20 protein-coding genes and 1 tRNA gene are annotated in these 21,414 nt (G+C 69.2%); 9 read left to right on the plus strand and 12 right to left on the minus strand.

Going from position 1 to position 21,414, the window contains the following annotated elements:
• The first annotated feature begins 22 nt into the window (after window positions 1-22).
• The gene (locus ACIBHX_RS23580) at window positions 23-1,060 is read left to right on the plus strand and encodes an amidohydrolase family protein (RefSeq protein ID WP_397069345.1); all 1,038 of its coding nucleotides are present in this window, start codon (window positions 23-25) and stop codon (window positions 1,058-1,060) included.
• 56 nt (window positions 1,061-1,116) lie between these two features.
• Here the strand turns inward: ACIBHX_RS23580 and ACIBHX_RS23585 are convergent, their stop codons facing one another.
• Window positions 1,117-1,569 (minus strand): VOC family protein, encoded by a 453-nt coding sequence (locus tag ACIBHX_RS23585; RefSeq protein ID WP_397069346.1) that lies wholly within the window; start codon window positions 1,567-1,569, stop codon window positions 1,117-1,119.
• A complete protein-coding gene (locus tag ACIBHX_RS23590; RefSeq protein WP_397069347.1) occupies window positions 1,566-2,978 on the minus strand; it encodes a diaminopimelate decarboxylase family protein in 1,413 nt (470 codons plus the stop codon). Before ACIBHX_RS23590 ends, ACIBHX_RS23585 begins: the two co-directional genes overlap by 4 nt.
• A 139-nt stretch (window positions 2,979-3,117) precedes the next feature.
• Between ACIBHX_RS23590 and ACIBHX_RS23595 the strand changes: the two genes are divergently transcribed.
• Complete coding sequence (locus ACIBHX_RS23595) at window positions 3,118-4,152, plus strand: Lrp/AsnC family transcriptional regulator (protein WP_397069348.1); 1,035 nt, start codon at window positions 3,118-3,120, stop codon at window positions 4,150-4,152.
• Here ACIBHX_RS23595 and ACIBHX_RS23600 read toward each other — a convergent pair.
• Genes ACIBHX_RS23600 through ACIBHX_RS23610 form a run of 3 tightly spaced genes read right to left on the minus strand, consistent with a single transcriptional unit; the run spans window position 4,143 to window position 7,194 of the window.
• Window positions 4,143-5,165: a MaoC family dehydratase gene (locus tag ACIBHX_RS23600; RefSeq protein WP_397069349.1), complete on the minus strand. Its 1,023-nt coding sequence runs from the start codon at window positions 5,163-5,165 to the stop codon at window positions 4,143-4,145. The two genes, ACIBHX_RS23595 and ACIBHX_RS23600, sit on opposite strands and share 10 nt — an antisense overlap.
• A complete protein-coding gene (locus tag ACIBHX_RS23605; protein ID WP_397069350.1) occupies window positions 5,162-5,995 on the minus strand; it encodes an HpcH/HpaI aldolase/citrate lyase family protein in 834 nt (277 codons plus the stop codon). The genes ACIBHX_RS23600 and ACIBHX_RS23605 overlap by 4 nt, the downstream gene beginning before the upstream one ends.
• Complete coding sequence (locus tag ACIBHX_RS23610) at window positions 5,992-7,194, minus strand: CaiB/BaiF CoA transferase family protein (protein ID WP_397069351.1); 1,203 nt, start codon at window positions 7,192-7,194, stop codon at window positions 5,992-5,994. The genes ACIBHX_RS23605 and ACIBHX_RS23610 overlap by 4 nt, the downstream gene beginning before the upstream one ends.
• A 102-nt stretch (window positions 7,195-7,296) precedes the next feature.
• On the opposite strand from ACIBHX_RS23610, the gene ACIBHX_RS23615 reads away from it, so the two are divergent.
• Complete coding sequence (locus tag ACIBHX_RS23615; protein ID WP_397069352.1) at window positions 7,297-8,457, plus strand: acyl-CoA dehydrogenase family protein; 1,161 nt, start codon at window positions 7,297-7,299, stop codon at window positions 8,455-8,457.
• A 436-nt stretch (window positions 8,458-8,893) separates the two neighbouring features.
• Window positions 8,894-9,802 (plus strand): NADP-dependent oxidoreductase, encoded by a 909-nt coding sequence (locus ACIBHX_RS23620; protein WP_397069353.1) that lies wholly within the window; start codon window positions 8,894-8,896, stop codon window positions 9,800-9,802.
• Between the two features lie 198 nt (window positions 9,803-10,000).
• Here the strand turns inward: ACIBHX_RS23620 and ACIBHX_RS23625 are convergent, their stop codons facing one another.
• A complete protein-coding gene (locus ACIBHX_RS23625) occupies window positions 10,001-10,666 on the minus strand; it encodes a DUF4097 family beta strand repeat-containing protein (RefSeq protein WP_397069354.1) in 666 nt (221 codons plus the stop codon).
• Between the two features lie 396 nt (window positions 10,667-11,062).
• On the opposite strand from ACIBHX_RS23625, the gene ACIBHX_RS23630 reads away from it, so the two are divergent.
• The 5 genes from ACIBHX_RS23630 (at window position 11,063) to ACIBHX_RS23650 (ending at window position 16,125) form a co-directional block, all read left to right on the plus strand.
• The gene (locus ACIBHX_RS23630; RefSeq protein WP_397069355.1) at window positions 11,063-11,566 is read left to right on the plus strand and encodes a hypothetical protein; all 504 of its coding nucleotides are present in this window, start codon (window positions 11,063-11,065) and stop codon (window positions 11,564-11,566) included.
• Between the two features lie 277 nt (window positions 11,567-11,843).
• On the plus strand, window positions 11,844-13,901 hold the full coding sequence (ligA, locus tag ACIBHX_RS23635) for an NAD-dependent DNA ligase LigA (protein ID WP_397069356.1): 2,058 nt from the start codon (window positions 11,844-11,846) through the stop codon (window positions 13,899-13,901).
• A 231-nt stretch (window positions 13,902-14,132) separates the two neighbouring features.
• Entirely contained in the window at window positions 14,133-14,669 is a 537-nt protein-coding gene (locus ACIBHX_RS23640; RefSeq protein ID WP_397069576.1) for a transposase, read from the plus strand.
• 249 nt (window positions 14,670-14,918) lie between these two features.
• Window positions 14,919-15,527 carry a PepSY domain-containing protein gene (locus ACIBHX_RS23645; RefSeq protein WP_397069357.1) on the plus strand — a complete coding sequence of 203 codons (609 nt, stop codon included), beginning with the start codon at window positions 14,919-14,921 and terminating at the stop codon, window positions 15,525-15,527.
• A 232-nt stretch (window positions 15,528-15,759) separates the two neighbouring features.
• Window positions 15,760-16,125 (plus strand): DUF2809 domain-containing protein, encoded by a 366-nt coding sequence (locus tag ACIBHX_RS23650; protein ID WP_184759231.1) that lies wholly within the window; start codon window positions 15,760-15,762, stop codon window positions 16,123-16,125.
• Here ACIBHX_RS23650 and ACIBHX_RS23655 read toward each other — a convergent pair.
• The 6 genes from ACIBHX_RS23655 to ACIBHX_RS23680 form a co-directional block, all read right to left on the minus strand.
• The gene (locus ACIBHX_RS23655) at window positions 16,113-16,388 is read right to left on the minus strand and encodes a hypothetical protein (RefSeq protein ID WP_397069358.1); all 276 of its coding nucleotides are present in this window, start codon (window positions 16,386-16,388) and stop codon (window positions 16,113-16,115) included. The genes ACIBHX_RS23650 and ACIBHX_RS23655 overlap by 13 nt on opposite strands.
• Window positions 16,389-16,878: 490 nt before the next feature.
• Window positions 16,879-16,952, minus strand: a tRNA-Met gene (locus ACIBHX_RS23660).
• Window positions 16,953-17,276: 324 nt separating this feature from the next.
• On the minus strand, window positions 17,277-18,296 hold the full coding sequence (locus ACIBHX_RS23665; protein WP_397069359.1) for an N-acetylglucosamine kinase: 1,020 nt from the start codon (window positions 18,294-18,296) through the stop codon (window positions 17,277-17,279).
• Window positions 18,281-19,543, minus strand: coding sequence for a 6-phospho-beta-glucosidase (locus ACIBHX_RS23670; RefSeq protein WP_397069360.1), 1,263 nt, complete (start codon window positions 19,541-19,543; stop codon window positions 18,281-18,283). The genes ACIBHX_RS23665 and ACIBHX_RS23670 overlap by 16 nt, the downstream gene beginning before the upstream one ends.
• Window positions 19,540-20,436, minus strand: coding sequence for a carbohydrate ABC transporter permease (locus tag ACIBHX_RS23675; RefSeq protein ID WP_397069361.1), 897 nt, complete (start codon window positions 20,434-20,436; stop codon window positions 19,540-19,542). The genes ACIBHX_RS23670 and ACIBHX_RS23675 overlap by 4 nt, the downstream gene beginning before the upstream one ends.
• The gene (locus ACIBHX_RS23680) at window positions 20,436-21,410 is read right to left on the minus strand and encodes a carbohydrate ABC transporter permease (RefSeq protein ID WP_397069362.1); all 975 of its coding nucleotides are present in this window, start codon (window positions 21,408-21,410) and stop codon (window positions 20,436-20,438) included. The genes ACIBHX_RS23675 and ACIBHX_RS23680 overlap by 1 nt, the downstream gene beginning before the upstream one ends.
• Between the last annotated feature and the right edge of the window lie 4 nt (window positions 21,411-21,414).

The raw sequence follows: 21,414 nt of genomic DNA on the forward strand, positions 1-21,414 counted from the left end.
CACCAGCGCAAGGAGCGTCACCATGTCCGACCGTCTGCGGATCATCGGAGTAGAAGAGACCGTCGTCGTACCCGCCGTCTACGAGGCGTATCAGCGGGCCGGATCGCCGCAGATCCCCGCCCGCGGCTTCGGCGACAGCCCCATCGCCAAGAACCTGCACGAGGCCGGTGAGCAGCGGCTGGCCCACATGGACGACCAGGGCATCGACGTCGCCGTACTGTCCCTGTCGTCGCCGGGTGTACAGGACCTGCCGCAGGCCGACGCGATCACGGTGGCCCGCGAGGCCAACGACCAGCTCGCTGAGATCGTCGCCTGGCGCCCCGACCGTTTCCAGGCGTTCGCCGCGATCCCCACCCAGTCGCCTGCCGCGGCCGCGGCCGAGCTGGAGCGCGCTGTGGGCGAGCTGGCCTTCCCCGGCGCCATGCTGTACGGCCGCACCGGGGACAAACTGGCCGACCACCCGGACAATGACGAGCTGTACGCCACCGCCGAGCGGCTCGGTGTGCCGCTGCACTTCCACCCGCAGATGCCGATCCAGCCGGTGATCGACGCCTACTACTCCGACATCGGTCCCATCGGCACGCCGCTGGCCGGAGCGGCGATCGGCTGGTACTACGACCTGGGCGTGCAGTACCTCCGCATGATCTTCTCGGGTGTCTTCGACCGGTTCCCCGATCTGCAGGTGATCGCCGGGCATTGGGGCGAGGTCGTCATGTTCTACCTCGACCACACCGGATTCTTCGCCCAGGCCGGCGGCCTTCAGCGGCCGCTTGCGGACTACTTCAAGCAGAACTTCTGGGTCGCGGGCAGCGGCACCAACAGCCCCCGCTACCTGCGCTGGGCCGCCGAGGTCATGGGCACCGACCGGATGCTGTACTCCACTGACTACCCTTTCACCTACGGCTTCCGCCCCGGCGGCTTCCCCTATGTCGACACCAGCAACGGCGCCGCCCGCTCCTTCCTGGAGGACGCGCCCTTCACCGACGAGCAGAAGGCCGACATCGCCCACCGCAACTGGGAACGCCTCACCGCCCGCGCGGCCGAGCGCCCGGCGGCCTGAACAACCGACCGGCCGAAGCGCCACCGCGCACTCCCGACCGGCCCCCCGCGCCGGTCCTACCTCCGTGCGGCGAACTGGATCAGTTCGACCACGTGGCGGTCGGGATCGAGCACGTACACGAGCCGCGCCCCGTCCCAGTGCCCGTGCCCTGACACCGTGACCGGCTCCCCGGTCAGCGGGTGGATCCCGGCCTCGGCCAGGCGTGCGAGCAGCCCGTCCAGGTCCTGGACGACCAGGGCGACGTGCCCGCCTCCCGCGCTGCTGACCGGCGGCGCGACCGACGGTGCGCTCTTGGGCCTGAGGTACTCCAGCAGTTCGATCATCTGCCCCCGGCCCGCGTCGAGCATGGCGAAGGCGAGCCAGGCGTCCTCGATGCCCGCGGCGCGGGCCTGTGCCTCGCCCTGCTCGAGCAGCGGCATGCCGAGCAGATCGTGGTAGAACGCGAGCGAGAGCGTCAGGTCGGCGCAGGTGAGCCCCATGTGGTCGAGTACGGGCGTGGTGCTGGTCATCGGGCGACTCCGGTGAAGGTGTGGTGGAGGTGGTCGGGCAGGGTGTCGCGGGCGAGAAGGTCCTCGATGCGCTCGGCCCGCCGTACCAGGTGGGCCTGCGTGCCGTTCACCAGCACGGTCGCGGGGCGGGGCAGCAGGTTGAGGTTGCTCGCGTTCGCGTCGTTGTAGGCGCCGGTGAAGCAGAAGGCCAGCAGGTCGCCCGCGCTCATGGCGGGCAGCGTGGCGGTGCGCGCGAGCACGTCGGACATGCAGGAGCGGCCGACGACCCGGACGTCGACCGCGGTCTCGCTCTCCGGCAGCCGCACGGGGATCACCGGCGGGCGGCCGGCCTGGTCGGCGATCTCGGCAAGGAACAGCTGCGAGGTGTCCGTCTCGTACCAGGTGAAGGGGAAGGGCTGGGTCTGGCGCTTCACGTTGAGCAGGGTCGCCACGTGGATGCCGCACGGCCCGAACAGCGCGCGGCCCGGCTCGACCTCCAAGGTACGGCCCTTGACGCCGATGCCGCCCTCCGCCAGGCCCTTGGCCAGGTTCTCGCAGACGACCTCGGCGTAGCGCTCGATCGAGGGCGGGACAGGGGGGACGAAGCTCGGGTTCGCCCGGCCGAACCCGTCGATTTGCGGCGCGAATCCGCCGCCGATGTCGATGGTGTCCGGCGTCCAGCCGCCCCACAGCTCCGACACCTCGGCGGTCAGCTCGCCGAACCGCCTGCTGAACCCGCCGATGACCGACAGGTCGGTGGTGTAGCGGCCCATGTGCATCATCACGCCGGTGACCCGCAGTTCCGGCGCGGACAGCGCGCGACCGGCCTCGGCCAGGTCGTCGTAGGGGACGCCCGACTTGTAGGTGCCGTAGATGTCGGCGATCGGGACGCCGAAGGACTCCATGCGGGCGTCGGTCTCGTAGTAGGGCCGCAGCCTGATCCGCAGGTCGGCCTGCTTGCCGACGGCGCGGGCCGCGGCCACCGAGAGTTCGATCTCCCGTACGTCGTCGATGGTGATGCGGGCGCCGAGCGCCACGGCGCGCTCGATCGTGGCGCGGTCCTTGCCGGTGCCGTTGAGCGAGATCAGAGCGGGGTCGATCCCGGCACGGACCGCGACCTCCAGCTCGCCCGGGCCGACCAGGTCGGCGCCCATGCCCTCCTGCGCGAGCACCCGCTGGAGTGCGAGCACGGGGTTGGCCTTGACCGCGGGCAGCACCGAGACCGGACCCTGGGGCCAAGCCCGCTCGAACGCGGCGCGGATGCGGCGCGCCTGGCGCCGCAGGGTGGACTCGGACAGCACGAACAGCGGTGCGGAGAACCGCTCGATCAGGGCGTCCACCCGCACGTCCTCGATCAGCAGGCGGCCGGACTCGCGGCGGAGCATGCCGTCCGACAGCGCCACCGCATCGGCGTCATAGGATTCGCTCATGGATGGCAAAGTAGTTGATTGAATGGCTTTGCACAACTGTTCTTCATAGTTGAGACCGTCAATCGTTAATATTTCCGCTGCCGCGATCGGGTCGGGGGGTCGCGTGGCGGACAGGCGACGGTCATGCTTCCATTGCGGGGTGACCGATGCCCTCCACGACAGCCGCGAAGCGCAGGATTCGCCCGCGCTGGACGAGATCGACCGGCGGATCATCGCCGAGCTGCAGGACGACGGCAGGCGGACCTACGGGCGCATCGCCGAGGCGGTCGGGCTCACCGAGGCGCCGACCCGGCAGCGGGTGGCCCGCCTGACCAGGTCCGGGCTGATCGAGATCGTGGCCATCACCAACCCCGGCGCCTTCGGCTTCCGGCTGCGGGTCGCGGTCGGCCTGCGCTGCGAGGGCGACCTCGACGCCATCGCGGCCGCGATCAGCGAGGTGGACGAGGTCGACTGGCTGGTCGCCACCGCGGGCCGCTACGACCTGATGGCCGAGCTCCGCTGCGTGGACGAGCAGCACCTGTACGGCCTGCTCGCCGAGCGCATCCGCGCGGTCCGAGGGGTGCGCGACGTCGAGACCCTCCTGTATCTCAACCTGTTCAAGGCCTCCTACTCCTGGCCCCCCGGCTCGGGCAGGCGGGTGCCGGACGAGCCTGCCGGCGCCCGGCGATGCCCTCCGGTCCTGCCCGCGCTGACCGGCAGCGGCGAGGAGGTGACTCTGGACGCGACCGACCGGCGCATCGTCGCCGAACTGCAGGAGGACGGGCGTCGGACCTACGGCCGGATCGCCGAGGCGGTGGGGCTCAGCCTCGCGCCGACCAGGCAGCGGGTGGCACGCCTGATCGACACTGGCGTCATCAAGATCGCGGCCATCATCAATCCGAGGAAGGTGGGCTTCCTGCACCGCGCCGCCATCGGCCTGCGCTGCGAGGGCGACCTCGACGTGATCGCCGCGGCGATCACGCAGGTCGACGAGGTCGAGTGGCTGATGGCCACCGCGGGCGGCTTCGACCTGATGGCGGAGGTCAGCCACCTCGACGCCGAGCACCTGCACCGGCTAGTGACCGACCGCATCCGCACGGTGCCCGGCGTGCGCGGGGTCGAGATCCTGCTCTTCCTGTCCATCTTCAAGGTCAGGTATCCGTGGCCGCCGGGGATGACACGGGTCTACCCGTAGCCGGCGGGGCCGTAGGGGCCGTCAGCGTCTCTGCGGTGCACCAGCAGGGAGCGCCGGAACGACAGCACCGGTTCGCCGCGCTGGTTCACCGCCCGTGTGGCGACCGACAGGACCCCCTCGGCGGGACGCGATCTCGACGGGCGGGCGTCGAGGATCTCCGACTCGGCTCGTACGGTGTCACCCGCGCGCACCGGGGTCGGCAGCTCGATGTCGTACCAGCCGAGGTTCGCCACCACCCGCCCGAAGGTGCGCGTCGACGCGGTCGTGGCGGCGGCGAGCACGAACATCTCGGTGACCAGGGGCGGATCTTCGTGGTAGCCGGGTGCGAACTCCATCGACCTGCGGGCCTGCCCGATCGCCTCCTCGTGGAGAAAGGTGTATCCGGGGTGGTGCGCGAACCGCTCGCCCGGCCGGCAGTCCTCGAAGAACAGGCCGTACCGTTCCCGCAGATCGCCGTCGACCAGGTCGTAGGCCGCGAACCTCGGTTCGGCCACCGGCGGTCCGCCGGGATCGGCGTCCGGCCCCCGTCCCCGGCGGTAGATCTCCGCGCGGTAGCTCAGGTCGATCACCTCGGCGCCGGACGCGTTCAGCCCACGCGTGCGCACCCATACGACGCCGGCGTCCGGATCGCCGCCGGGGTCCACCGCGAGGATCTCCGACTCGGCGTACAAGGTGTCGCCGCCGAACACCGGCGCCCGCAGGCCGATCTCGTCGAACCCCGGCAGCCTGCGCCGCCGGGCGAACGTCTTGGCGCACAGGCCGATCACTCGTTGCGCGGTGAGCGTGCTGACCATCAGCGGTCTGCCCCACGCGGTGTGCCCGGCGTAGGCGGCGTCGAAGTGCAGCATCGCGGAGTTCATCGTGTCCAGCGCGTGCTCGGTGTTGTCCTGCTGGGACAAGGTGACTCCCGGCCGGTGCCGGAAGCGCTGTCCCACGGCGAAATCCTCGAAGTCGAGCCCGAACCGCTCGGCGTACCTGCCGGGAGAGAGCAGGTAGTACGCGGAGAACGTCATGCGCCACCTCGCGCGCGTTCGATGACGAGCCGGGCGCGGCGCACCTGGGCGGCGTCCACCATCGATCCGCGAAAGCGGACCACCCCGCCGTCCTCAGCCGCCCGCAGCACCGCGTGCGCGTCCGCGACCTGCCGCGCCGTCGGCGTGAACGCCTGCCTGACGCCGTCCACCTGCTTGGGGTGGATCGCGAACTTGCCGGTGAAGCCCAGCGCGCGGGCGCGGCGGCACTCCTCGGCGAGCACGGTGGCGGAGTCCAGGTCGAAGCAGGGCATGTCGAGTGCGCGGATGCCGGCCGCCGCCGCGGCCCAGATCAGGCGAGCCCGCGCGGGCAGCATCGGCTCCCAGTCCGGCTCGGCGTCCAGCGCCGCGGCCAGGTCGGCGCCACCGAAACCGAGGGCGACCACGTGCGGGTCGGCGGCGGCGATCTCCGCGGCGTGTTCGAGCCCCGCGCCGGACTCGATGCCGCACACCAGCTCACCAGGCCAGTCCCGGCCGCCGAGCACCTGAGCGCACAGCCGCGCCTCGGCCGCCGACTCGACCTTCGGCAGGACGACGAAGTCCGGCGACCCGGCCGGACCCTCGAGCAGGGCCGCGAGATCACGGATTCCGTCGGGTGTGGTCAGCGCGTTGACCCGCACCCCGATCGGCAGAACCTGGGCGGATTCGACCGCGCGGACGGCGGCTTCGCGGGCGGCCGGCTTGTTCGCGGGGGCGACCGAGTCCTCCAGGTCGATCACCACCGCGTCGGCCCCCGCGGCCTGTGCGCGTACGATCCGGTCGGGCCGGTCGCCGGGCACGAAAAGGATCACCTGAGCTGGGTCGATGCTCATATCACGCCCAGTGCGCGTAGTTCGTCCAGGTCGGCGGCCGTTCTGCCCAGTGCGGTGAGCACCTCGTCGGTGTGCTCGCCGAGGGTGGGCGCGCAGGTGGGCGGTCGTGCCGGGCCGTCCGTCCTGATCGGGGCGGCGAGCATCCGCAGCGCGGTGCCCGTGCCCACGTCGATCCGCTCGACCCGGTCGCCGTCCAGGACCATGGGGCTGTCCATGGCCTCGGGCAGCGTCAGGATAGGCGCGGCGGGCACCGCGTCGCCGAACAGCGCCAGCCACTCGGCCGTGGTGTGCCTGGACAGTTCCCCGTCGAGCAGGCCGGTCAGCTCGTCCCTGGCCGCCAGCCGGTCGGCGAACGTACGGAACCTCGGTTCCTCGCCCCACTCGGGACGCCCGATCCGCGCGCACAGCAGCGGCCAGAACTTCTCCTTGTTGCACATCAGGTAGATCCAGCCGTCCGCGGTGCGGTAGCTCTGGCACGGAGTGAGGGACGGATGCGCCGAGCGGGGCAGCCGGGACGTGCGCAGCCCGCCGTTCAGGTACCAGTGCGCCGGGTAGTTGAGGCTGAACAGCGCCACGTCGAACAGGCTGACGTCCACGTCGCCCCCCAGGCCCGTGGCCCGCGCCCGCAGGATGCCGCTGACCGTGGCGAGGGCGAGCACCACGCCGCCGGTCAGGTCGATCATGGAGATACCCATCCGGGACGGCGGGCCGTCCGGCTCACCGGTCAGGTCGAAGTATCCCAGCTCCGCCTGCATCAGGTAGTCGTAACCCGGCCTCGCCGCCCGCTCGCCCGTGCGGCCGTAGCCGGTGAGGTGCCCGCACACGATCCGTGGGTTGGCCGCGCGCAGCCGGTCGAAGGTGAGGCCCAGCCGTCCGGGTACGTCGCCGCGCAGGTTGCTGACCACTGCGTCGGCGCCGGCGGCCAGCTCGGACAGGATCTGCCTGCCCCTGTCGTGCGACAGGTTCAGGGTGAGGCTCTTCTTGCCGCCGTTGAGTCCCTGGAAGAACACGCTGCGCGCGGTCTCCGGCAGGTCATCGCGGAACAGCGGGCCCACCGACCGGGACACGTCGCCGTCGCCCGGCTGCTCGATCTTGACGACCTCGGCGCCGAGGTGCCCGAGCAGCTGCGTGCCGAACGGCGCCGCGCCGTACTGCTCGACCGCGAGCACCCGCACCCCGCTGAGCAAGTTGGTGCGCATCTCCCTCCAATCAGTTGAGTGATCACCTTCGAGTGATTGTTTTCAGAAGTATCTGGCGCGAATGCTACACATAATCGTCGTCAAGTCCTACAGTCTCCAGCTATGGACTTTCAGCTCACCGATGATCAACAGGCCATCCGGCGCGCCGTCCGCGACGTCTGCGCCCGCTTCCCCGGCCAGTACTGGCGCGAACTGGAGGCGAACGGCGAGTACCCGGCGGAGTTCGTCAGCGTCATGACCGAGCTCGGCTGGCTGGCCACGCTCATCCCCGAGGAGTACGGCGGCGGCGGACTCGGCGTCACCGAGGCCGGGATCATCCTGGAGGAGATCCACCGGTCGGGCGGGCACGCGGGCGCCTGTCACGCCCAGATGTACACGATGGGCACCGTGCTACGGCACGGCAGCGAGGAGCAGAAGAAGCGCTACCTGCCGGAGATCGCCGCAGGCCGGCTACGTCTGCAGGCGTTCGGGGTGACCGAGCCCGACGCGGGCTCCGACACCACCAAGATCACGACCAGGGCGGTGCGCGACGGCGACCACTACGTCATCAACGGGCAGAAGGTCTTCACGTCCAGGATCGCCTACTCGGACCTGATGCTGCTGCTGGCCCGCACGACCCCCGCGACCGAGGTGACACGGAAGACCGACGGCCTGTCGGTCTTCCTGGTGGACCTGCGGGAGGCCGGGCCGAGCGTGACGTGGCAGCGTATTCCGGTGATGTCCGCCCACCACACCTACCAGGTGTTCATCGACGACCTGCGGGTGCCAGCGGAGAACCTGATCGGCGGGGAGGGACGCGGCTTCCCCTGCATCCTCGACGGGATGAACGCCGAACGTGTCCTGGTGGCGTCAGAGGCCCTCGGCGACGGCCACTTCCTGGTCGAACGGGCCGTGGCCTACGCCTCGAAGCGGGAGGTCTTCGACCGCCCGGTCGGCGCCAACCAGGGCGTCCAGTTCCCTCTTGCCCAGGCCCACGCCCAGTTGGCGGCCGCCTCGCTCATGCGCTTCCACGCGGCCGACCTGTTCGACCGAGGCCGGCCGTGCGGGGCCGAGGCCAACACCGCAAAGCTCCTGGCCTCGCAGGCGTCCTGGTCGGCGGCCAACGCGGCCATGACCGCCTTCGGCGGCAACGGCTTCGCCGTCGAGTTCGACGTGGAACGCAAGTTTCGCGAGGCCAAGCTCCTGGAGATCGCCCCGGTCAGCAACAACCTCGTCCTGTCCTACCTCGGCCACCGCGTACTCGGCCTGCCACGCTCATACTGAGAGCCCCGCCGTCCACGGAAATGCCCGAAACACTGGGATTACTCATCTGACAACCGCCAGGGTGGGAGAAGCCCCCGCACTATCGCGCCATGGCCCGCTACATCACGTCCTACCTGCAGCACAGTCCTGAAGACCCGCAGGTGATCGCCGCAGCTACTGCCGAATTCCCCATGCCACCCGCGGTTGACGTTGCCCTCCAGCGCAGGCGAACCGCTCCCCCACCAAAGGAAACCACCTCCCGGGCACTCGCGCCCTCCCACAGGTAGGCCGTCTTTCAGGCGCAGTGCGGTTTGGTCGCACGAACCCGCGTGGGGGGGACCGTCAGTCCTAGGTAGACCGCTCCGTTCCTGAGACGTCGAAGGTGAAGGCAGGATCGAGATGTGGCCATCCAGGGCCTGTTCGAGCGAGGAAGAGCGGTGATCACGCGGTGAAGGCGGTGCGGTTCCATGAGTACGGCGGGATCGATGTCCTGCGGGTGGAAGAGGTTGAGCGTCCCGTGCCTGGCCCGGGGCAGGTGCTGGTCGAGGTTCGCGCGGCTGGGATCCAGCCTGGCGAGGTGATGATCCGGGAGGGTGCGCGGCACGGGCGCTGGCCGGCGACGTTCCCCTCGGGACAGGGCAGCGATCTTGCCGGTGTCGTGGTGGAGGCCGGTCCGCAGGTGCGCGGGGTCGCGGTGGGCGACGAGGTCCTCGGGTTCACCCACAACAGGGCGAGCCACTCGGAGTTCGTCGTGGTCGACGACGTGGATCTGATCCTGCGGCCGGAGGGGCTGTCCTGGGAGGTGGCCGGGTCGTTGTACGTGGCCGGCACGACCGCGTACGCCACCGTGTTCGCGGTCGATCCCGCACCGGGCGACACGGTCGTGGTGTCCGGTGCGGCGGGCGGCGTGGGGTCACTTGCCGTGCAGCTCGCGCGGCGGCGCGGCGCCGCAGTGATCGGGCTGGCGAGCGAGTCGAACCACGCCTGGTTGAAGGATCGCGGTGTCGTCCCGGTCGCGTACGGGGAGGGTGTGGCCGAGCGGATCCGGCAGGCCTGCGGCGGGAAGGTCGACGCGTTCATCGACACGTTCGGGGACGGCTACGTGGAGCTGGCAGTGGAGTTGGGTGTGCGGCCCGAGCGGATCAACACGATCCGCGACTGGCAGGCCGCGGCCAAGGTCGGTGCGCGGACCTATGGAGAGGGCGCGGCGGCGTGCGCGGTCGTGGTCGGCGAGGTGGCCCGGCTCGCCGCGCGTGGAGAGCTTGAGGTGCCGATCGCCCGCGTCTACCCGCTGGAGCGGGTGCGGGAGGCGTTCCGCGAGTTGGAACGGGGGCACACCCACGGCAAGATCGTGCTCCGGCCCTAGCCGGGCAAGGCACAGCCCGGTGCGCCGGCGACCGGCACCGCATCGTGAGCGAGCCGGAGCCAGCATGTCCACGCTTCTCTTCGCGGATTAGGGCCACTACACGCGTTACCGGTGGTCACGCTCAGCTACCTTTCCTCCGGTCGCACGTGCCCTTCGCCGGAGCTTCAGGAGTTCCGGGCCTCCTTTGGAGGCTGCGGGTCACAGGCTGCGGGCGGTGATGTCACCGCTGGAGGTGGTGGCGTGGATGTCGAGTTCGGCGGTGCCGTCGTTCTTGAGGGCGTTGGTGATACGGCCGTAGCTGGTGCCGGCGTCCAGCGAAGCCGAGACTCCGCCGGCAGCGACAATCGAGATGTCGCCAGACTGAGTGCCGAGCACCACCTTGCCACCCATGGCCTCAGCGATCCGGATGTCGCCCCGTGCCGCGCTGATCTGCGCGGGACCGCCCAGCCGACCGACCTCGACGTCACCGTCAGTCACGGTGAGACGCAGGCTCGCGACCTCGTCGATCTTGATCAGGCGGTACGCGCCTTCGAAAGCGACGTCGCCGAGGCGGCCGACGGTCCGCAGTTCAGCGCTGGCCGTCTTCGCCTCAACCTGAGAACCGGCAGGCAGCTGGACCGTCACGTCGATGGCTCCAGACGGGCCCAGGTACTGGTTCTTCGCCACCGCGGTCTCGATCCGCAGGACACCGTCGGCGTACTCGACCGTGGTCTGCTCGGCCGCCTTCACATCCCGGCTCTTCGAGGCGTTCGTCGGCCGGACCTCGACCGTGGTGTCGGCCCGGTCCGCGGCGATGAACTGGACGCGTCCCGCGGGGATGTCCAGGACGACGGAGATCGGGGCGGAGGTGTCGAACTTCTGCATGATGTGCTCCTTGTGCTGTGTTCTTTCGATATCCACCATCTCCAACCGCTCTGATACCGGGCTGTCGCCATCCTGACGCCGCCGCTGACATGGCCCGGAACTCCCACAGCCACGGCGAGCCGCCACCTAGTAGCCGGTCACGCATTGGGGAGGAAGAAGCCTAGGACGACCGTCCCGACAACAGTTTGCGGGACGGCCTTCCTATGTCCGCGCACGTTCCTCAGTGACAGGCGTCCCGACATCCATCCCGAAAATCGTGGCCGCCTCTCCCCGGCACTGACCACCGCCCAAGAACGACGAAGCCCAGCAGATCGCATGGATCGCCCAGCACGCTGCGGCGTACCCTCGACGCAAGCCGGACGATCTCCGGATCCCTCCGAGGGCTGGGGAGCCTCGATGACCGGGAAGCTCGCCATCATGGCTCTGCTCGCTCTCGCCGTTTCCGCGTGCACCATCGAGACGGGTGGTCCATCCGAGCTGTATCGCCCCCGGCCCTCAGCCACGTCGACGCCCTCAGTCGATCCAGCCGCCGTGATGAGGACCCTCGAGCCTCATGCCGGGCCGGTCGGCACCATCACGCTGAAACCAGGCCAATGCATAACCTTCCAAGGCGGGAAAGCCAAAAGGGAATCGCAGACAATCCCGACAGTGGTGCCGGCGGATGTGCTGTGCAACCAGGATGCAGCACTGATCATCGGGCCGGGCTTGTGGCTTGATCGCGCCTCACTTGAAGATAACCGGCCTGCATGCCGCCGCGAGGACCTTGTCCAAGGCGGACCGGGCGCGCTAGCGGCCGATGTCTACACCTGCATCAAGATCCAGTCCGCCATGCTGATGATCTACGCCCGCCATCGTGACTGGGGTGGGATCGCACTCACGTACCGAGCGCTGAAGCGCTGAGAGCAAGCAGACCATCTCCACGCGAGGCGGAACTCATCGGTCGTGTACCCGGAATCCGAGAGTCAAGTCTTGAGGGCTGAGGCGGCAGTCTCACCCATACGCATCCTGCGACACGCCACCGCAACCAGCCGTCACCCGACATACCCGCTTTTGAAGACACGGCTAAGGCTGCTTAGGTTCACTGCTGCCAAACGCTCACGATGAGGGAGTGATTTCCCCAGCTCAGCCCGCAAGTGAGAGATCCAAAACTGTCGGTGCTGAGCGGCATGATGGGGGCATGACGACACCCCCGATCACGGCCATCACCGATGGTGCGGCCTACGCCGAGGCTGTGCAACTTGCCCAGGACGCCGCCGCGGCCTACTACGCCGACGGCACCTCGGTATTGGACGACGACGCCTACGACCGGCTGGTGCGCGGCATCGCCGCGTACGAGCTGGACCATCCCGACAAGGTGCTGGCGACCTCGCCCACGGGCAAGGTGGCGGGGGGTGCGGTGGTCGGCGACGTTCCCCATCTGGTGCCGATGCTGAGCCTGGACAACGTCTTCGGTGCCGACCAGCTGATCGCCTGGGCGGCCTTGCTCGAGCGCAGGCTCGGCCACCCGGTCACGGCCTGGAGCGTGGAGCCGAAGCTGGACGGTCTGGCGATCTCGGCCCGTTACCGGTACGGCCGCCTGGTCCAGCTCGTCACCCGCGGCGACGGTACGGCCGGCGAGGACGTGTCGCACGCCATCGGCACCGTTGTCGGTTTGCCCGCCCGGCTGGCCGAGGCGGTGACGGTCGAGCTGCGCGGCGAGGTCATGATGACCACGGCGCAGTTCGAGCAGGCTTGCGCCAAGCGGCAGGCGCACGACGGCACCACGTTCGCCAACCCGCGCAGCGCTGCGGCGGGCACGTTGCGCGCGCAGGACCGCCCGTACACGTGTGAGCTGACCTTCTTCGGCTACGGTGCGCTGCCCGCGCCCGATGATGCCTCCGAGGCGGCGACACGCCTGCGTGCCATGCCGCACAGCCTGGTGATGGCCTGGGTCGCCGGGCAGGGCGTGCAGACGACGGCACAGACCCCGGTCGCCGGGATTGTCGCCGTGGCCCTGCCGCAGGTGCAGGAGCGCGTCGAGCAGATCGCCGCCGCGCGGGCCGAGCTGCCGTTCGGCATCGACGGCATCGTCATCAAGTGCGACCTGGCCGAGGATCAGGCGGCGGCCGGGGCCGGCTCGCGCGCACCGCGCTGGGCGATCGCCTACAAGCTGCCCGCCGTCGAAAAGATCACCAAGCTGCTGGCGGTCGAGTGGAACACCGGCCGTACCGGGATCATCGCCCCGCGGGCGGTGCTGGAGCCGGTGCGGCTGGACGGGGCGATCGTCACCTATGCCACGTTGCACAACGCCTCCGACATCGCCCGGCGCGGGCTGATGCTCGGCGACAGCGTGGTCGTCTACAAGGCCGGCGACGTCATCCCGCGGGTGGAGGCGCCGGTTGTGCACCTGCGCACCGGTGACGAGCAGCCGATCGAGATCCCGGCGGTCTGCCCCTCGTGCGGCGATCAGATCGACGCCTCGCAGGAACGGTGGCGGTGCGTGCGCGGGCGCGCGTGCCGGGCGATCGCCTCGATCACCTACGCCGCGGGGCGCGACCAGCTCGACATCGAGGGGCTGGCGGAAAGCCGTATCCAGCAGATGCTGGACGCCGGTCTGATCGGAGACTTCGCCGACCTGTTCTTCCTGACCCGTGACCAGTTGCTCGGTCTGGAGCGCATGGGCGAGGTCAGCAGCGACAACCTGCTCGCCGCCCTCGAGCGCGCCAAGAATCAGCCGCTCAGCCGGGTCTTCTGCGCCCTCGGCGTGCGCGGCACCGGCCGGAGCATGAGCCGTCGCATCGCCCGCCACTTCGGCGACATGGACGCCATCCGCGCCGCGGAAGTCGAAGCGATGCAGCAGGTCGAGGGCATCGGCGCGGAGAAGGCGCCGGTCGTGGTCGCCGAGCTCGCCGAGCTCGGACCCCTGATCGACAAGCTCGTCGCGGCCGGGGTCAACATGACCGAACCAGGAGCAGCCACCGCGGCTGAGCCGCGGGAGACGGCCGGACTACCGCTGACAGGTATGTCGGTTGTCGTGACCGGCGCCATGAGCGGACGGCTGGAGGCCTTGTCCCGCAACCAGATGAACGAGCTGATCGAACGCGCCGGCGGCACGGCGTCCTCGAGCGTGTCGGCCAAGACCTCCCTCCTGGTGGCGGGAGAGAAGGCCGGCTCCAAACGAGCGAAGGCCGAGTCGCTTGGAGTACAGATCGCCAGCCCGGAAGAGTTCGCCGACCTGGTAGCCGCCCTCCTGTGACCGCAGATCCACCCGGCAATCCCTGCTCCGTCCGAACGGCTGTGGCAGGCGGGCACGCTGACGTCTTGGCCGAAGAGATCAGACGGTAGGACCGCGGCCGTGTTCAGAACGTCGTTGTGCGGGCGTCATATGCCGGTCGGGTGACGCCGAGCCGCATGATCATCTGGGGGTGTTCGCCGGAGCAGAGTTCCTGCCGGACGGCGACCACCGCCTCGGCAGCCAGCCCTGCTGCTGGACGCCGCCCACGCCCAGCTTCGTGGCGCGCCGATCGTGGTGGTGTGTGACAACGACCGCCATCACCTGTCGCGCCCGATGCGCGCCGCGATCGAGGCCCGTCCCTGGCTGACGGCTTTCCAGTTGCCCGCCTACGCCCCGGAATTGAACCCGGCCGAGGGGGTGAGGCCGGTCCTCAAACGCGGCCTGGCCAACCTCGCTACCCACGACACCGACCAGCTCGCCGCGATGGTCAAGACCAAGCTCATCCAGTGCGACCGCGTCGCCGGAGCGCGCGCAAACGGCAAAGACTGGTGGTTCAGCCAGAAGCACAAGGCGTTCGGTGGCAACGTGCAGTTCCTGTCCGCGCCGGATGGCACCCCGCTGTGGGTCTCCAAGGTCGAACCGGGGTCCGTCCTGGACATCACCGCGGCCCGGCTCCATGCCCTGCCCGCCTTGTACAAGGCGGCCGCGGCCTTCCCACCCTCGCGGACAAGAGCTACAGAACCTCACCGGCTAGCCCGTTCTTCCCAGGGCTCGGCGGACGAGGGCTAGCGCGCCACGCGGTAGCGGAGGAAGACCGCTCGTAGCCCACCACGATCATTCACCCGAACGAGAACGCGACATCGTCGCATAGCAGGGCGTGACATCTGAACCGCCAACATCGGAGTAGGCCCCATCGTTTTCGATCAAACCTCTCGAGCTCGACTTTGTGGCCCAGACACCCCGATGGATGATGGTCCCCGGACCGAATTGCCCGACTTCCGGGCGTGGCTTTGTCAAGCCCCGGGCAGCGTCACCGGTATGAATGGTGGAAAACGAACGGCCATCATCAGTGCCCTATTCGCTGGCGCGGCCCTGCTCGCGGCCGCGGGCTGCGGGAGCGCCGACACTCAGTCCAGCGCCAGGAAGGCAGCGCCCGCGCGCGACGCCATCGCCGCCCTGACGACATCGCCGAGCGACCCCGGCCAGGAATCCGGCGACACGGCGGACCTCGAGAAGGCGGGCGCCGCGGCCATGAACGCCGTCCAGGGCTCCACGATCCTCTCGGTCCAGGCGGAGAACGACGGCAAGGTCTGGGAGATCCAGTTGGCCGGGCCCGACGGCACAGAGCATGTGCTGGAAGTGGACACGGCAGGAAAGGCCCTCTCGGAACCCCGGGTCAAGGACACCAGCTCAGCCGAGAAGGCCAGGGTCGTTGGCCTGGTCAAGGACGCCAAGCAAACCTTCAAGGACGCGGTGAAGAAGGTGTCCGCCGCGGTGCCGCAGGGCGAGATCACCCACATAAGCCTGGACAGGTACAACGACAACAACGCCCTGGTCTGGGACGCCGACGTCATCGGCCCCGGCGAGACCTGGCACGGGGTCAAGGTCAACGCCGAGGACGGCACCGTGACCAAGACCGGGAGCTGAGCTCGCGTTCGCTGCTGACCGGCCTGGATGGTCGGCCAGCAGAGCCTCGTGGTCGGGAACGGCGTCAGGCCTTGGCGATCTTAAGGATCGCGATGAGCGGCGAAGGGTCACGAAACGAGGGCCCCGCCCACTCGAAGGACGCTGTTGGCGAATTGATCAAAAAGGAAGCGGCCCACGAGCTCTATGATCAGGTTCGTCCTGATCGTTGAGATTCGGAGAAGATGTCAATCTCATGCGCCGTGCCATGGTCCTTCTGGGTGGCGTCGCCCTCGCCGTCGGCGCGTTCGCCCTCTTCTACCGGGGCCCGGGACAACCGTTCATCCGCGGTTACGTGAGTGACGTCGGCGCCACCATGCTGGTCTACGCGTTCTTGGGGCTGCTGTGGCGCACCACCGCCGCACGCCGCACCCTGGCCACGGCCGCGATCGCCGCCGCCGTCGAGTTCTACCAAATAGTCGGCATGACCCCGCCGGGCATCGGCGGTGTCCTGGTCGGCGCGTTCCCCGACCCATGGGACCTGGTCGCCTATGCCATCGGTGTGGTCGCGGCTCTGGCCTGGGAACGCCGATTGGTCCGATCCGGTGATCAGACCGGCTGACTCTCGGACTCCACCCCACCGGCACGCTGACGGTACGGATGCCCCACAGCGGCGAGGTCATCGGGTTCGTCCTGCGCGGCGGCCAGCCGTTGCAAGGCAGGACGAGGTCCGGCCCATATAAGCCCGAAAAACACATTCACCAGGTGTTGCCACTGGCGAGGAGCCTGATGGGCGGCGCGCGGCGGACACGGGTTGATGTACCGGATAAGGACGGTTATCCGGTACATGGCCGTCGCCAAGGTGTCGGCGACCTGCGGGTTCACCGGAACGATCGCCGCGCGACTCGGGTGCTTATCCGGTACATCAGCAACCCAGCAAGATCGAATGTGGGTTTTGGGCTTATGTGGGCCGGACCCCGCATAGGTACGAAACCCTCAATTCGCCAACAGCGTCTCGAAGGTGGACGGGGCCCTTCTGCGTTGACTTCCGTCACCTCGAACAAGGCTGTGGCTCGTGGTGTTCACGGGGCACAGGTGTTCGGTCCGCAAGTAGGAGCGATCAGCCTAGGCACTGCAAGGTCCGCTGCCAGCCTCGACGGCTCGCGCGATCTGCACGATAAGGCCGCCCCCTCAGTTCACCGCCATACGCCACAGCATCCCCATCGCCGTCCTTGGGACAACGCATGAGAGAAGACCTACGGCGTTGGAATCTCGCCCAAATTGAGCGGATTTCGAGGCATCTCTGACGACATCCGCCAGCCGTACAACGCGAAAAGGCACCCACTCTCCCGAAGGAGAGTGGGTGCCATCTTTGTAGCGGGGGCAGGATTTGAACCTACGACCTCTGGGTTATGAGCCCAGCGAGCTACCGAACTGCTCCACCCCGCGTCGCAGACATAAGACTATCGGAACATCGAAGTGCGAAGAACATCGGCGATCCTTTCACGGGTGCTGCTGACGGCCTTCGGGCTGGGCAGCGTCCGGGACTGCACAAGTCCTCCTCCAGCGGGGTGCGTACGGGAGGAGGACTTGTGCAGTCCCGGCGTAGCAGGCAGGTGCAGTGATGGAGCGCCTGCGCCGGTTGCCCTGTGCGTGGCGTGGTCGTTCCCTGATCGGTGAAGGGCGTAGAGATTGTCGCTAGGGCGGCCCAGCCGGGCGGACCTGCGGGTCAAGGGCGCATATGTACGCGGCACATGCAGGCACGAACGGCGGTCATGTGGTGGTGCTCGGTTCGCCTGCGGTGCCGGTGCGGTAGCTGGCGCGTAGGTGGTGCTCCGCGTCGGCGCTCGCGCCAAGTTCGTCCAGGCCGAGCAACGCGGCGCCGACGGCTGGGGGCACGTCGACCACGCGAGGCGTTGCCTTCGGGGCTGTGCGGGCGCAGCCGGTGTGGATGCGGTCGAGCAGGTACGGGTCACTGCTGGCGAGGACGCCGCCCCCGAGCACGATGTCGACGGGGACTTCCAGGAGGTCGAGCCGGCGCAGCGCCGCCGACACGAGCAGGACCACCTCGTCGGCGAGCCGATCGACCACCTTCCTGGCCACGGTGTCACCGTGCCCCGCGGTCGCCAGCAGCAGGGGATTGAGCTCCTGGAGCCGGGTTCTACCGACGTCGCCGAAGTGGAGTTGCTCGACGAGTTCGGCCACCGAGGACACCCCGAAGTGGGCGGTGACGAGGGGGCGCAACGCGGTGTCGGGGCCGCGGCCGTCTTCGGCCCGCACCGCCCGCCACAGCGTCTCGTCGCCCAGGAACAGGCCGCCGCCCCAGTCACCGGACAGCCGGCCGATCGCCGGGAACCGCAGGGTCCTACCGTCGGGTGCGACACCGACGCAGTTGATGCCCGCCCCGCAGACCACCGCTACCCCATGCCCGCGCGGGGTGCCGGCGCGCAGCAGGGCGAAGGTGTCGTTGTCGACGGTGATCCCTTCGGACCAGCCCAGCTCCTCCAGCGCCTGTGTCAGCGCCTGTTGCTCCCGACCGAAGTCGACTCCGGCGAGGTACGCCGCCGTGTGGCGGACGTAAGGCGCCCGGGCAGCTGGATCGAACTGACGCACCGCCTGCTGGACCAGCGCGTCGAGAGCGGCGGCGCTGGCGGCGACACCCACCCGCTGCGCCGACACCCCCGGGCCGCGCACTTGGGACAAAACCGTGCCGTCGGTCGTGACCAGGAGGACGTCGGTCTTGGAGTTGCCGCCGTCGAGCGCCAGCACCGCGTCGATCACGCCGCCGCCCACGGCAGGAGGTCACGGTTGACCGAGACCAGCCGGTCGGCCAGAGTCTCCGCCTGGTCGATCTGTCCGATGAGCGGATGCGCCATCAGTGCGTCGAACACTCGGTCCCGCCCTCCGTGCAGCGCCGCCTCCAGCGCCAGACTCTCGTACGCGGTGACGTGCGCCACGAGTCCGGCGATCATCGGCGGCAGCGGGGCCACCGGCAGCGGTGCGGGACCCGCGTCGGTGATCCGCGCAGGGACCTCCACCACGGCGTCGGCAGGCAGGAACGGCAGGGTGGAGCCGTTGCGGGTGTTGACCACCTGCACATCTCCCCGGCCGGTCAGGATGGACGCCACGAGCTGGACGGCCGCCTCCGAGTAGTAGGCGCCACCCCGTTGCTCCAGCAGCGCCGGCTTGGTGACCAGGACAGGATCACGGTACAGCTCGAGGAGACTGTTCTCGAGCCCGGCCACGGTCTCGGCCCGTGACGGGCGGGCCTGCTGCTCGGTCACGATCGCGTCGTGACGGTAGTAGTACTTCAGGTAGTAGGACGGCACCGCGCCGAGCCTGCGCATCACCGCGGCGGGCAGCCCGACGTGCTCGGCGAGCCGGTCGGCGTGGTCGGCCAGCAGGCGCGGCAGCACGTCCACACCGTCGACCCGTACCGCACGCACCCAGGTCAGATGGTTCAGCCCGACGTGTTCAAGGGCGACCCTGTCAGGGGCGACGCCGAGCTGCCCGGCAACCCAGCGCTGGAAGGTGATGGCGACGTTGCAGAGCCCCACCGCGCGGTGACCGGCGTCGAGCAGCGCCCGGGTGACGATGCCGACCGGGTTGGTGAAGTCGACGATCCAGGTCTTCTCGCCGGCGATCCGCCGCACCCGTTCGGCCACGTCGAGGATGACCGGCACCGTGCGCAGCGCCTTGGCAAGGCCTCCCGCGCCCGTGGTCTCCTGGCCGACGCAACCGCACTCCAGCGGCACCGTCTCGTCGGTCGCGCGGGCGCGCTGTCCGCCGACGCGCAACTGGAGCAGTACGGCTGCCGCCCCGTCGGCACCGGCCTCCAGATCGGCGGTGAGGCTCAGCTTGGCCGGGTGACCGGCTTGATCGAGGAGGCGGCGGGCGAACCCGCCTACGACCTCAAGGCGGTCGAGGTCGGGGTCGACCAGCGCGATCTCCTCGATATCGAGCGCGGCGTGACGATCGGCGATCCCGCTGACCAGCTCCGGGGTGTAGGTGGAGCCGCCCCCGACGACGGTGAGTTTCAACCTTTGACTCCTGTGAAGGTGATCCCTCGGACGAAGGACTTCTGCGCGAACACGAAAAGGAGGATGACGGGCAGCATGACCACCACTGTCGCGGCCATGGTCAGGTTCCACTGCACCTGGTGCGCACCCCGGAACGAGGCCAACGCCAGCGACAGCGTCCACCGGTCCGGGTTCTCCCCGGCGTACAGGAGAGGGCCGAAGTAGTCGTTCCAGGTGTACATGAAACAGAACAGGGAGACGGCGGCGATGCCGGGCCGGGTCATCGGAAGCAGCACGCGAAGCAGCGTGCGCAGATCGCCGCAGCCGTCCACCCGGGCGGCGTCGAGATACGACTGCGGCACCGTGAGGAAGAACTGCCGCAGCAGGAAGATGCTGAACGCGTCGACCAGAAAGTACGGCAGGATCAGCGGCCACAGGGTGCCGGTGAGGTGGAGGCGGGCCCACAGGATGTACAGCGGGACGGACAGCACCTGCGGCGGGATCATCATGGCGGAGATCACCACCAGGAACACCGCCTGGCGGCCCCGCCACCGCATCCGAGCCAGCGCGTAGGCCGCCGGCACACTCGACAGCAGCATCCCGGCCGTGGCCAGCAGCGAATACAGCACGCTGTTGCCCAGATACGCCAGCAGCGGCGCGGTGTGGAACACCTCCGCGAAGTTCTCCGGATGCCAGGAACGCGGCCACAGGCCGGCCGTCAGCGCCTGCTGGTCGGACATGAACGCGGTGAGCGCGACGAAGGCCAACGGCAGGACGAACATCACCCCGATCGCCAGCGCGATGCTGTGCACCGCGATCCAGCGCAGGACGCCGCGTCGCTTCGGCCGACGCCGCGCTGATCGGCGCGGGGATGCGCGGCCGGAGTCGACACTGCGGGCTGTGAGGGTGGCCATCAGTTCGCCTCCTCGACATGGGACGCGCGGCGCAGACGCTGTACGAAAAGCACCGTGAACAGCGTCGAGACGACGAACAGGACGACCGACATCGCTGACGCGTAGCCCATGTTGTAGTAGTGGAATCCCTGCTGGTAGAGCCAGACGGGGAAGGTCAGTGTGGAGTTGTCCGGATAGCCGATGACCCGCTGGCTCCCGGCGATGTCGGCCGACCCGGAGGCCACCGACGCGGCCACCACGGCCTGGGTGAAGTACTGCAGCCCGAGGATGATGGAGTTGATCACCCCGAAGACGAGCACGGGCGCGATCGAGGGCAGGGTGATGTGCCAGAACCGCCTGACGGGCCCGGCGCCGTCCAGCCCGGCCGCCTCGTAGAGCTCGGCGGGCACGTCGAGCATCCCCGCCAGCAAGATGATGATCAGCTCGCCTGAGACCCACAAGGTGAGCAGGGTCAGCGCGGGCTTGGCCCACGCGGGGTCGCTGAACCACAGCGGACCGGAGATCCCGAACCAGCCCAGCATGGTGTTCACCGGCCCGGTGCCCGGATTGAACAGGAAGGTGAAGGCCAGGGTGGCCGCCACCGGCGGGGCCAGCGCGGGCAGATAGACCAGGGTCCTGAACAGCCCGGCGCCGCTTCTGACGCGGGCCAGCACGGCCGCGACGCCGGTGGAGAAGACCAGGCGGAGCACGGTGATGACGACGACCAGCCACACCGTGTTGTACGCCGCCTTCCTGGCCAGCGGATCGTCCGCCAGCAGGTGGACGTAGTTGCGCAGCCCGACCCACACCTCGTCGTTGAGCAGGTCGTAACGGGTGAAGGAGTAGTAGACCAGGGCGCCGAGCGGGTAGGCGAAGAACAGCGCCAACCCGGCCAGCGCGGGCGCCATGAAGACCAGCGGCCGTATCCAGTGTCCCGGCCGGGGCCGGATCCGCCTGACGAAGGCGGACCCGACCACCTGCGGTGTGACGGTCATCGCT

It is taken from the genome of Nonomuraea sp. NPDC050536 (assembly GCF_044457685.1).
Lineage (GTDB): Bacteria > Actinomycetota > Actinomycetes > Streptosporangiales > Streptosporangiaceae > Nonomuraea.

Coding starts and splice junctions, on each gene's coding strand:
- ACIBHX_RS23645 (WP_397069357.1), top strand. CDS start 14,919: ATGAATGGTGGAAAACGAACGGCCATCATCAGTGCCCTATTCGCTGGC.
- ligA (WP_397069356.1), top strand. CDS start 11,844: ATGACGACACCCCCGATCACGGCCATCACCGATGGTGCGGCCTACGCC.
- ACIBHX_RS23600 (WP_397069349.1), bottom strand. CDS start 5,165: ATGACGTTCTCCGCGTACTACCTGCTCTCTCCCGGCAGGTACGCCGAG.
- ACIBHX_RS23675 (WP_397069361.1), bottom strand. CDS start 20,436: ATGGCCACCCTCACAGCCCGCAGTGTCGACTCCGGCCGCGCATCCCCG.
- ACIBHX_RS23630 (WP_397069355.1), top strand. CDS start 11,063: ATGACCGGGAAGCTCGCCATCATGGCTCTGCTCGCTCTCGCCGTTTCC.
- ACIBHX_RS23580 (WP_397069345.1), top strand. CDS start 23: ATGTCCGACCGTCTGCGGATCATCGGAGTAGAAGAGACCGTCGTCGTA.
- ACIBHX_RS23590 (WP_397069347.1), bottom strand. CDS start 2,978: ATGAGCGAATCCTATGACGCCGATGCGGTGGCGCTGTCGGACGGCATG.
- ACIBHX_RS23625 (WP_397069354.1), bottom strand. CDS start 10,666: ATGCAGAAGTTCGACACCTCCGCCCCGATCTCCGTCGTCCTGGACATC.
- ACIBHX_RS23605 (WP_397069350.1), bottom strand. CDS start 5,995: ATGAGCATCGACCCAGCTCAGGTGATCCTTTTCGTGCCCGGCGACCGG.
- ACIBHX_RS23680 (WP_397069362.1), bottom strand. CDS start 21,410: ATGACCGTCACACCGCAGGTGGTCGGGTCCGCCTTCGTCAGGCGGATC.
- ACIBHX_RS23610 (WP_397069351.1), bottom strand. CDS start 7,194: ATGCGCACCAACTTGCTCAGCGGGGTGCGGGTGCTCGCGGTCGAGCAG.
- ACIBHX_RS23585 (WP_397069346.1), bottom strand. CDS start 1,569: ATGACCAGCACCACGCCCGTACTCGACCACATGGGGCTCACCTGCGCC.
- ACIBHX_RS23615 (WP_397069352.1), top strand. CDS start 7,297: ATGGACTTTCAGCTCACCGATGATCAACAGGCCATCCGGCGCGCCGTC.
- ACIBHX_RS23650 (WP_184759231.1), top strand. CDS start 15,760: ATGCGCCGTGCCATGGTCCTTCTGGGTGGCGTCGCCCTCGCCGTCGGC.